Consider the following 10202-nt stretch of genomic DNA (forward strand, 5'->3'; position numbering starts at 1 on the left):
CGCCGCCACGGCGGCCAGCGCCACGGCGACGGTGGCCAGCTTGAGGCGGCGAATCCGGGTGAAGTCGGCGACCAGCTGAGCCAGGGCCTGGGTGCGCCGGATGCCGCGCGGCCGCGCGGCGTGCGATCGCGGCCTCACCGCTGTTCCCCCCACACAATGGAGCGAATCTTGTCGACGCGTTCGGCCACCGCGTTCTCGGCGCCGTGGTTGGTCGGTCGATAGTAGACCTTGCGGTGGACGCCGTCGGGGGCGTAGCGCTGGGTGACCACGCCGCGGGGATCGTCGTGGGGATAGAGATAGGCGTCGCCGTGGCCGAGCTTCTTGGCGCCGGAGTAGTGGCTGTCGCGCAGGTTGGCCGGTACTCCCCCGGCCCCGGTGCCGGAGCGGACGTCGGCCATGGCCTCGCCGATCGCGGCGGTGACGGCGTTGGACTTCGGGGCGCTGGCCAGGTGCACCACGGCGTGGGCGAGGTTGAGCTGGGCCTCGGGCAGGCCGATGAGCGCCACGGCCGAGGCGGCGGCGGTGGCGGTCTGCAGCGCGGTGGGGTCGGCCATGCCGACGTCCTCGCTGGCGAAGATGACCAGGCGGCGGGCGATGAACCGCGGGTCCTCCCCGGCGACGAGCATGCGGGCCAGCCAGTGCAGGGCGGCGTCCACATCGGATCCGCGCATGCTCTTGATGAAGGCGCTGGTGACGTCGTAGTGGCTGTCGCCGTCGCGGTCGTAGCGCACCGCGGCGATGTCGACGGCGGCCTCGGCGGTGGCCAGGTCGACGGTGTCGGAGCCCGACGCGACGGCCGCGACGGCGGCGGCCTCCAACGCGGTCAGGGCCCGGCGGGCGTCGCCGGATGCCAGGCGCACCAGGTGATCGGCGGCGTCGTCGTGAAGCGTGACCGCGTCGGCCAGGCCGCGCTCGGCGTGCAGCGACCGGTCGATGAGTTCGCGGATGTCGTCGTCTGTCAAGGGTTCCAGGGTGAGCAGCACGCAGCGCGACAGCAGCGGCGACACCACGGAGAAGTAGGGGTTCTCGGTGGTGGCGGCCAGCAGCGTGACGACGCGGTCCTCCACGGCGGCCAGCAGCGCGTCCTGCTGGGTCTTGGTGAAGCGGTGCACCTCGTCGATGAACAGCACGGTCGGCGGGCCGCCGCGGCGGCGGCCGGCGCGGGCGGCGTCGATGACGGCGCGCACGTCCTTGACTCCGGCGTTGAGCGCTGACAGCGGCACGTAGCGCCGGTCGGTGGATCGGGCGACCAGGTTGGCGATGGTGGTCTTGCCGCAGCCGGGCGGGCCCCACAGGATGACCGACAGCGGCGCGTCGCCGCCGACCAGTTGCCGCAGCGGCGAACCCGGCGTGAGCAGGTGTTTCTGCCCCACCAGCTCGTCGAGCGTCGACGGGCGCATCCGCACGGCCAGCGGTGCGTCGGCGGCGGGTTCGGGTTCGGGTTCCTGGGTGGGTTCGATATCGAAGAGTCCCGGCGCGTCCATGGGGCGACAGGTTACCTTCCGGGTGTGTCGGGACGGAGATGAGCTGTGTTAACGTCTAATTCATCATTGTTGAATTATTGAGGGGTCGCCATGACCACCGCCATCGACATCGAATCCCTGGACATCCGGCGCGGGCGCCGGCCGGTGCTGCGCGGCGTCACCTGCCGCGTCGGGGTCGGCAGCGTCACCGGGCTGCTCGGGCCGTCCGGAAGCGGCAAGACCACCCTGATGCGCGCGATCGTTGGGGTGCAAAAGATCCGTGCCGGACGCATCACGGTGCTCGGCTCGCCCGCCGGGCACCGGCGCCTGCGGCGCCGACTCGGCTACGTCACCCAGTCCCCCTCGGTCTACCCGGACCTGTCCGTGTACGCCAACGTGCGCTACTTCGCCTCGCTGTTCGCCGCGGGGGCCGCCGCCTCCCGCTCCGCCATCGCCGAGGTGGGCCTGACCGACGCGTCGCGCCAACTGGTCGGCAACCTGTCGGGCGGCCAGCGCGCCCGCGTCAGCCTGGCCTGCGCCCTGATCGCCCGTCCCGAGCTGCTGATCCTGGACGAGCCCACCGTCGGCCAGGACCCGGTGCTGCGCGACGACCTGTGGCAGCACTTCCACCGGCTCGCCGCGGCCGGCACCACCCTGCTGGTGTCCAGCCACGTTATGGACGAGGCGGCGCGATGCCAACGGCTGCTTCTGATCCGCGAAGGCCGACTGGTCGCCGACGACACCCCTGCCGCGCTGCGCGAGGCCACCGGCACCGCCGACCTGGAGCAGGCGTTCCTGCACATCATCCGCGAGCTGGAAGGGAAGTAGGACATGTCGATTCGCATGACCCTTTCGACCGCGGGACGCATTCTGCGCCAGCTCGTCCACGACCGGCGCACCATCGCCCTGGTGGTGGCGGTGCCCGCGCTGCTGCTGGTGTTGCTGCGCTACGTCATGGACAGCCAGCCGCACATCTTCCAGTCCGTGGGCCTGAGCATGCTCGGCGTCTTCCCGTTCATCTCGATGTTCCTGGTCACCAGCGTGGCCATGCTGCGCGAACGTACCAGCGGCACCCTGGAGCGCGCCCTGACCACGCCGGTGCACAAGTTCGACCTGATCTGCGGCTACGCCCTGGCGTTCACGCTGGCGGCGGTGGTGCAGAGCGTGATCGCCAGCGCCGTGGCGTACTGGTGGCTGGACCTGGACACCGACGGGCCCGCGTGGCTGGTGATCGTCATCGCCGCCGCCAACGCCGTGCTCGGTCTGGCGCTGGGGCTGTTCGCATCGGCGTTCGCCAACACCGAGTTCCAGGCCGTCCAGTTCATGCCCGCGATCGTGCTGCCGCAGGTGCTGCTGTGCGGGCTGATCTGGCCGCGCGACCAGATGGCCGACTGGCTCGAGAAGATCTCCGACGTGCTGCCGCTGACCTACGCGGTGGACGCGCTCGGCGAGGTCGGCTCGCATTCCGACGCGACCAGGACACTGTGGTGGGATCTGGCCATCGTGGCCGGTTGCGCCGTGGCCGCCCTGATCCTCGGTGCCGCGACCCTGCGCCGTCGGACGGCATGAGGGGAACGAAGCTAGAGTCATGACCGTGGTTCGTCGCAAACGCAGTGGTCGCAGGCCCGGCAGTCCCGACACCCGCGCCGAGATCCTCGCCGCGGCCCGGGACGCCTTCGCCCGCGACGGCTTCGAGCGTTCGTCGATCCGCCGCATCGCCAACGACGCCGGGGTCGACCCGGCCCTGGTCCACCACTACTTCGGCACCAAGGACCAGCTGTTCCTGGCGGCGATCGAGGCGCCCTTCGACCCGATGGAGGTGCTGCCCAAGGTGCTGGCGGGGGGCGAGGACCAGCTGGGCGAGAACCTGATCAGGTTCTTTTTGTCCATTTGGGACTCGCCGACGGGCAACCGGGCGGCGGCGTTCCTGCGCTCGGCGATCACCCGCCCGGAGATGTCGCACCTGGTGCGGCAGTTCATCACCACCCAGATCGTGCGCCGCGGCCTGAAGCTGAAGTTCCCCGAGCTCGATCACGCCGAGCTGCGCGGGGCGCTGGTGGCCTCCCAGCTGCTCGGGATGGCCGTCACCCGTCACATCTTCGGCATCGAGGCGCTCACCCGCCTGACCGTCGACGAGCTGGCGGCGATTTACGGTCCGACGGTGCAGCGCTACATCACCATGGACTTCGCGGAGCTGAGGAATCAGGACGCCGATTGACGTCCTACGATCGCCCCATGGACCTCAACGAGCTGTTCACCGCCGCCGCGGCCGCCGACCTCACCCGGCCGTACCTGACGTACTACGACGACGCCACCGGTGAACGCGTCGAGCTGTCCTATGCCACCGCCGACAACTGGATCGCCAAGACCGCCAACCTCCTCGTCGACGGGCTCGGGCTGGAGCCCGGCGACCGGGCGTACGTGGACGTTCCTCCACATTGGCTGGGCGGGGTGATCCTGTTGGGCTGCTGGCGAGCCGGACTGGCCATCTCCCACGAACCGTCCAGCGTGGACGTCGCCTTCGTGTCCGAGGACCGGGCGACGACGTCCGACGTCGACGCCGACACCACGTGCGCGGTGTCGCTGGCGCCGCTGGCCGCCGGGCTGCGCGACGCCGACGCCGCGGCCGCCGCGCGCTCCGGCGAGCTGCTGGACTTCCTGGCCGAGGTGCGCGGGCACGGCGACCATTTCCGGCCCGTGGCCTCCCCCGATCCGGCGTCGCCCGCCCTGGTGAACCTGCCCCGCGGCGGGCAGCGCGATCGCGCCCAGATCGCCGAGGCCGCCGTCGCGCGTGCCAAGGATCTCGACCTCGCCGAAGGCGCCCGCGTCATGTTCACCGCCGACGTCCTGCGGCCGCTGGACTGGCTGTTGACGCCGCTGGCGGCGAAGGGTTCGGTGGTATTGAGCCGCAACACTTCCGGCGATCCGACCGCCCGCGCCGCCTCCGAGCACGCCCGGATCGTTCAGCCCTAGGCCGCCGCGGCAAGTGGCCGTCCGGGCGACATAGAACACCGTTTCACCCGGGGGTCACCAAACGATTTCGCAGGTACACTCGCCAATCGTGGGGAGTGTTACGCAAAAAGTACATCCCGCCAGTACCCCGGTTCCCCGGCACAGTGACGGTTCCCCGGCGAGGCTGCTGGTGGTCGATGACGAGACGGTTCTGACCGACCTGCTGCTCGATTCGCTGACCTTCGCGGGTTATCGCGTCGACACCGCGGGCAACGGCACGCAGGCGCTGGCGGCGGTGTCCACCAAGCGCCCCGATCTGGTGCTGTTGGACGTCAACCTCCCCGACTTCAACGGCTTCGCCGTGGCGGCGCGGCTGCGCGCCAGCGGCGACAAGACCCCCATCGTGTATCTCACCGCGCGCGACGCCCCCGCCGACCTGCGCGACGGCTTCGGCACCGGCGCCGACGACTACCTGACCAAGCCGTTCCGGCTGGAGGAGTTGCGGATGCGCATCGAGGCGGTACTGCGCCGCACCATGGGCGACCAGGGCAGTCCCGCCGACGCCACCGGGGTGCTCAACGTCGGCGACCTGGTGGTGGACCCGGAATCGGGCACCGCGTGGCGCGGCTCGGTGGTGCTGGAGCTGTCGGACCGGCAGTTCGCGCTGCTGCGTTACCTGGCCACCAACCACAGCAAGGTGCTGTCCGAATCGGACATCGTGACCCACGTGTGGGGTGCCACGCTGGGCAACCACGACATCGACGTCGCCAAACACATGGCCGATCTGAAGTGGAAGGTCGATTGTGTATCGCCTCCGCTGATCAGCACGGTCGGGTCCTCGGGGTACATCCTTCGCGCGCCGAAGTCCTGAGCCGCCATGGCGATCAAGACCAAGTTGATCCTGGCCACCGCGATCCTTCTGAGCGTCGCCACGATCGTCATCGGCACGGTCGCCACCGGCGCGGTCGTCAAGACGATGACCAACCGCATCGACCGGCAGGTCACCCAGTTCATGGACGACGCGCTGGGCAGCCTCACCGAAAAACCCGTGGAGACCAACGCCAAGACGTCGCTGAGCTCGCGCGACATCGCGGTCCTGGTGATCAAGGACAACGGCAGGGTGGTGCAGGCCGAGGCCGCCGGCTTCGGCGACACCAAGATGCCGCTTCCCAAGGTGCCCCGGCCGCTGCCGAAGTCCGACACCCCGATCACCCTGAAGTCCACCTCCGGGCACCTGGAGTACCGGGCGGTGATCAGCGACGCCAAGGCGCTGGACAACGTGCCGGGCGGCGGGACCAAGCACCTGCGGCTGGTGGCGGCCGCGCCGCTCAACGAGGTCGCCGACGTCCGCCACAGCCTGATCGTCACCATGGCCGTCACCGTCGCCCTGGTGTTGGCGGTGGGGGTGCTGGCGGCCTGGGGGATCACCCGGCGCGGGATGCGCCCGGTCACCAAGATGATCGACGCGGCGGCGGCCGTGGCCGACGGGGACCTGGAGCGGCGGCTGCCGGCGCGCGGGGAGCGCACCGAGATCGGCAAGCTGGCCACCGCGCTCAACATCATGGTGTCCAAATTGGTGGATGCCATCAATCAGCGCGACGCCCAGCAGAACCGGCTGCGCACCTTCGTCGCCGACGCCTCGCACGAGCTGCGCACCCCGCTGGCGGCGATCACCGGCTACGCCGAGCTGTACGAGTCGGGCGGGGTGCCGTCGGGCCCGGCGCTGGACCGGGCGATGGCGCGCATCCGCGGGGAGAGCCACCGGATGGCGGCGCTGGTGGAGGACCTGCTGCTGCTGGCGCGGCTCGACCAGTCGTCCACGCCCACCCGGCGACCGCTGGACCTGCGGCAGCTGGCCTTCGACGCGGTGGACGACGCGCGGGTCGCCGACGGCGCGCACCCCATCGACGTCAACGCCGAGCAGCCGGTTCCGGTGAGCGCCAACGAGGACCACATGCGGCAGGTGGTGGTGAACCTGCTGACCAACGCGCGGGTGCACACCGCGCCCGACACCAACATCGCGGTGACGGTGACGCGGCACCGCAACGAGGCGATCCTCACCGTGGCCGACGACGGGCCCGGCATCCCCTCGGCCCACCGGCACCGGGTGTTCGACCGCTTCTATCGGGCGGACGACTCGCGCTCGCGCGACACCGGGGGCACCGGCCTCGGTCTGTCCATTGTGAAGTCAATCGTGGAGTCGCACGAGGGCCGCGTCGAGCTGGAGAGCCAGCTGGGCAGGGGCACCTGCGTGCGGATCGTGTTGCCGGTCACCGACGCGGCGGTGTGAGCGGCGAAGCCAGCGGCGCGCCAGCGATATCTCAGCGGTCGTCCATAGCGTCGCGGCCATGGACAACACATTCAAGGTACTGATCTCGGGGGCCAGCATCGCCGGTCCCGCCGCCGCCTACTGGCTGAACCGCGCCGGATGCGAGGTGACCGTCGTGGAACGGGCCCCCGCCATTCGCGACGGCGGCTGGTCCATCGATTTCCGGGGCGTGGCCCTGGACCTGGTGGATCGGATGGGCATCGGCGAGGCGTTGCGCGCCAACGACACCAAGATGAACGACCTGAAGCTCATCAACATCGACGGCGGGCACGTGGCGAACATGCCCGCGGCGCTGTTCGCCGGGGATCTGGAGGTCCCGAAGAACGACGTGACCCGCATCCTGGTCGAGGCCACAGCCGACGATGTCGAGTATCGCTTCGGCGACTCGATCGCGACGCTGGAGCAGGACGCCGACGGCGCGCGGGTGACGTTCGACTCCGGGCGGTCGGGGCGCTTCGACCTGGTGGTGGGCGCCGACGGCCTGCACTCCCACACCAGGTCGATGGCGTTCGGGCCCGAGGAGAACTACTTCCGTTCGCTGGGAATGCAGATGGCGGTGTTCACCGTGGACAACTTCCTCGGACTGGACCACACGGGACTCGGCATGGCCGTGGACGACACGCGGCGGGTGGGCGTCATCTCCGCCGACCACAACGCCTCGGCGCGCGCCATGTTCTCGTTCGCCGCCGAGTCGATCGACGTCGATCGGCGCGACACCGAGGCGGTGAAGGACCTGATCACGGAGAAGTTCTCCGACGTGGGTTGGGAGGTGCCGCGGCTGCTGGAGACCATGCGCGGCGCCACCGACTTCTACTTCACCGCCGCCGCGCAGATCGAGATGAACAGCTGGTCGCGGGGGCGGGTGGTGCTGCTGGGCGACGCCGGATACTGCGCGGCGCCGACGTCGGGGCGCGGCACGTCGCAGGCGCTCATCGCGGCGTACGTGCTGGCGGGCGAGCTGGAGGCCAGCGGCGGGGACCACGAGAAGGCGCTGGCCGCATACGAAAGCGAACTGCGCGACTACATCTCGCGCAACCAGCTGCTGGGGCGGGAGTTCAGGGCGCACGCCTACGCGACGCCGAGCCAGGAGATGCTGGACGAGATGGCGGCGTCGGTGCCCGAGGACGAACCCGACGCGTTTCGGCCGAAGGAGTACTTCTAAAGCGTGTTGGGGAGTCCGCTGCCGTGGCGAGCGGCTTCCCGACGGATGCGTGGCGCGCCGACAACGCGGCCAGGCGCCATCGGGGGCCGCGCAGCAGGAAACGGGGCTCGCCAGGTTGTCGGAGCGGATCGGGGCTCGCGGGTCCCGATCCGCGCCGATCGTTGTCAGACGCCCGAGGTCGCGGCGGCGCGGGAGGCCCGGATGTCCCCCGTGGTGGCGCGGAGCAGGCCGATCAACAGCAGCACCGCCGCCACGGGCATGGTGAGGCGCACGGGGGTGTCCACCAGGCGGTCGGCGAGCATCACCAACACGGCCGCCGATACGCAGATCGGGGCGAGGGCGGGGACGCGGCGGCGGGCGGCGGCGTCGATGGCCTGGGCGGCCAGCGCGATGAACAGCACGGCGGGGCCGAGGATGTAGACGACGAGCTCGACGCCGGGCGCGGACGTGAGCTTCTCGGTGAAGGCGTGCATGGCGTCGTTGCTCGCGGTCGCCCAGCCCGAGACCAGGTCGATGAGCATCTGCGCGGCGAGGCTGGCGGCGCCGAAGACGGAGAGTCCGAAGTAGACGCGGGCGGCGACCCGCCCGGCCGCCGCGGGCGGCCGGGCGACGCGGTACAGCGCGGCGGAGACGGGGATCAGCAGCGGGTAGGCGGCCAGCCAGGCGAGGTGGGCCAGGGTCCAGCCGGGCTCGCGGCCCTCGGTTCCCATCGAGTGTTGGATCGCCCAGCCGACGATGATGGCGACGGGGGCGGCGACGGCGGCGAAGCGGGTCAGCTTGGTGTGGGTCATGGCTCAACCATAGAGTTACAGAATTTATTCTGCAAGTATATTTCTGCATAGATTTCCCCGCATGCCGCGAGGTCGGCAGGTAGGCTGCGTCCATGGCGGACGAACCCATCGCGCACACCTCCGACACCCTCAAGGCGCTGTCCAGCCCGCTGCGGCGCTCCATCCTGCGCCAGTTGGGAACCCACGGTCCCGCCACCTCCACCACGATCGGCCAGGCGCTGGGCGAGAACACCGGCACCACCAGCTACCACCTCCGCCAGCTCGCCGCGGCGGGCCTGATCGCCGAGATCCCCGAGCGCGCCAAGGGGCGGGAGCGTTGGTGGCGCACGGTTCCCGCCGACCGCCGCACTCCCCCGCGCGCGTCCATGTCCGATGAGGACAAGACCGTCCACGACGAACTCGAAAGGGCCCGCATCGCCGAGGACTACGCGACGATCTCGGCGGCGCTGGCCGATCGCGACGCGCTGGGCGAGTGGCTACAGGGGTCGCGGGGACGGGCGTTCATGACGCTCGACCAGCTCAGGTCCTTTCACGAGGATTATCTGAAGCTGTTGCGCCGCTACGGAAAGGACGCCGACGGCGCGCCCGAGGGCGCGCGGGCGGTGACGGTTCGCTGGTTCGCGTTCGTCGACGAGTCGTGACGGCGGCGAACGCCTGCCGCGCGGTTAGGTCCTGTTGGGGAACCCCGTTTCCTTCTGCACGCCGCCAGGCGGGGCCCGGACGCGTCGTCGGCACGCCCGCAAACAACACCGGCATGCGGGCGCTGTTCCACCTTGCCGTGCGCTCGCCCGGACACCGCTCGCGACGGAACTGAGTTCCCCAACGGGCCCTAAGCGCGGTCGCGGGCGGCCATGCGGTGGCCCGCCAGGGCGATCGCGGCGGCGACGACGGTGAGGCCCGCGCCGACGGCCAGGGCCGCCGACATCGGGATCAGCTCCAGCAGGGAGCCGAACACCACGGGGCCCGCGGCGCCTCCCGCGAAGAAACCCGACTGGATGGCGGCGGCTCCCCGCGCGGGGTCGGGGCTGCCGCGCAGCGCGGCGCTGAGCAGCAGCCCCGCCCAGCCCCACTGGCCGACGGCCAACAGGACGGCGCCGCCGACGAATCCCGCGATCGTCGTGGTGGAGATCGCCAGCAGGCCCACCGCGCCCGCCAGCATCTGGGCGCAGGCCACCAGCGCGTTGCCGCGCGGGCGGCGATCGGCCAGGGCGCCCGCCACGCCGCGGGTCGCCATGGCCAGCGCGGCCGTCACCGACAGCAGGATTCCCGCCGTCGGCGCCGACAGCCCGCTGGCGCCGCCGATCGCGACGAAGTAGACGGAGCTGGCGTTGGCGCCGATGCACCCGAAGAACGCCGCCACCGCCCACAGCCGCACCGAACGCGGGACTCGGGCGCCGCGCGCGGATGTCTTGGGCCGCATGGCATCGGTGCGTTTTGGTACCGACAGCGCCACGGGGACCGCCGCCAGGCAGATCCCGCCCGCCACTTCGAGCACTCTCGACAGC

At 70.8% G+C, this 10202-nt stretch carries 11 protein-coding genes; 8 read left to right on the plus strand and 3 right to left on the minus strand.

Going from position 1 to position 10202, the window contains the following annotated elements:
- Positions 1-134: 134 nt before the first annotated feature.
- Positions 135-1484: a replication-associated recombination protein A gene (locus tag VE172_RS12155; protein ID WP_324801794.1), complete on the minus strand. Its 1350-nt coding sequence runs from the start codon at positions 1482-1484 to the stop codon at positions 135-137.
- Between the two features lie 90 nt (positions 1485-1574).
- Here VE172_RS12155 and VE172_RS12160 point away from each other — a divergent pair, with 90 nt between their 5' ends.
- From VE172_RS12160 to VE172_RS12190, 7 genes are all read left to right on the plus strand, one after another.
- Positions 1575-2291, plus strand: coding sequence for an ABC transporter ATP-binding protein (locus VE172_RS12160; RefSeq protein WP_324801797.1), 717 nt, complete (start codon positions 1575-1577; stop codon positions 2289-2291).
- A 3-nt stretch (positions 2292-2294) separates the two neighbouring features.
- The gene (locus VE172_RS12165) at positions 2295-3032 is read left to right on the plus strand and encodes an ABC transporter permease (RefSeq protein ID WP_349258352.1); all 738 of its coding nucleotides are present in this window, start codon (positions 2295-2297) and stop codon (positions 3030-3032) included.
- A gap of 19 nt (positions 3033-3051) precedes the next feature.
- Positions 3052-3681 (plus strand): TetR/AcrR family transcriptional regulator, encoded by a 630-nt coding sequence (locus VE172_RS12170; protein ID WP_324801803.1) that lies wholly within the window; start codon positions 3052-3054, stop codon positions 3679-3681.
- A 17-nt stretch (positions 3682-3698) separates the two neighbouring features.
- Positions 3699-4436 carry a TIGR03089 family protein gene (locus tag VE172_RS12175; RefSeq protein WP_324801805.1) on the plus strand — a complete coding sequence of 246 codons (738 nt, stop codon included), beginning with the start codon at positions 3699-3701 and terminating at the stop codon, positions 4434-4436.
- Positions 4437-4605: 169 nt separating this feature from the next.
- A complete protein-coding gene (locus VE172_RS12180; RefSeq protein WP_324801808.1) occupies positions 4606-5286 on the plus strand; it encodes a response regulator transcription factor in 681 nt (226 codons plus the stop codon).
- A 6-nt stretch (positions 5287-5292) separates the two neighbouring features.
- Complete coding sequence (locus VE172_RS12185) at positions 5293-6705, plus strand: sensor histidine kinase (protein ID WP_324801810.1); 1413 nt, start codon at positions 5293-5295, stop codon at positions 6703-6705.
- A gap of 58 nt (positions 6706-6763) precedes the next feature.
- A complete protein-coding gene (locus tag VE172_RS12190; RefSeq protein WP_324801813.1) occupies positions 6764-7906 on the plus strand; it encodes an FAD-dependent monooxygenase in 1143 nt (380 codons plus the stop codon).
- 164 nt (positions 7907-8070) lie between these two features.
- Here VE172_RS12190 and VE172_RS12195 read toward each other — a convergent pair whose 3' ends face one another.
- A complete protein-coding gene (locus VE172_RS12195; protein WP_324801816.1) occupies positions 8071-8697 on the minus strand; it encodes a hypothetical protein in 627 nt (208 codons plus the stop codon).
- Positions 8698-8789: 92 nt separating this feature from the next.
- Between VE172_RS12195 and VE172_RS12200 the strand changes: the two genes are divergently transcribed.
- Positions 8790-9338, plus strand: a complete 549-nt coding sequence (locus tag VE172_RS12200) for an ArsR/SmtB family transcription factor (RefSeq protein WP_324801818.1) — start codon at positions 8790-8792, stop codon at positions 9336-9338.
- A 188-nt stretch (positions 9339-9526) separates the two neighbouring features.
- Here the strand turns inward: VE172_RS12200 and VE172_RS12205 are convergent.
- Positions 9527-10202 (minus strand): MFS transporter (locus VE172_RS12205; RefSeq protein WP_324801821.1); only part of this gene is annotated, 676 nt, incomplete at its 5' end.

Origin of the sequence: Stackebrandtia sp., assembly GCF_035643755.1 — a bacterium.
In the GTDB taxonomy this organism is placed as follows: Bacteria; Actinomycetota; Actinomycetes; order Mycobacteriales; family Micromonosporaceae; genus Stackebrandtia.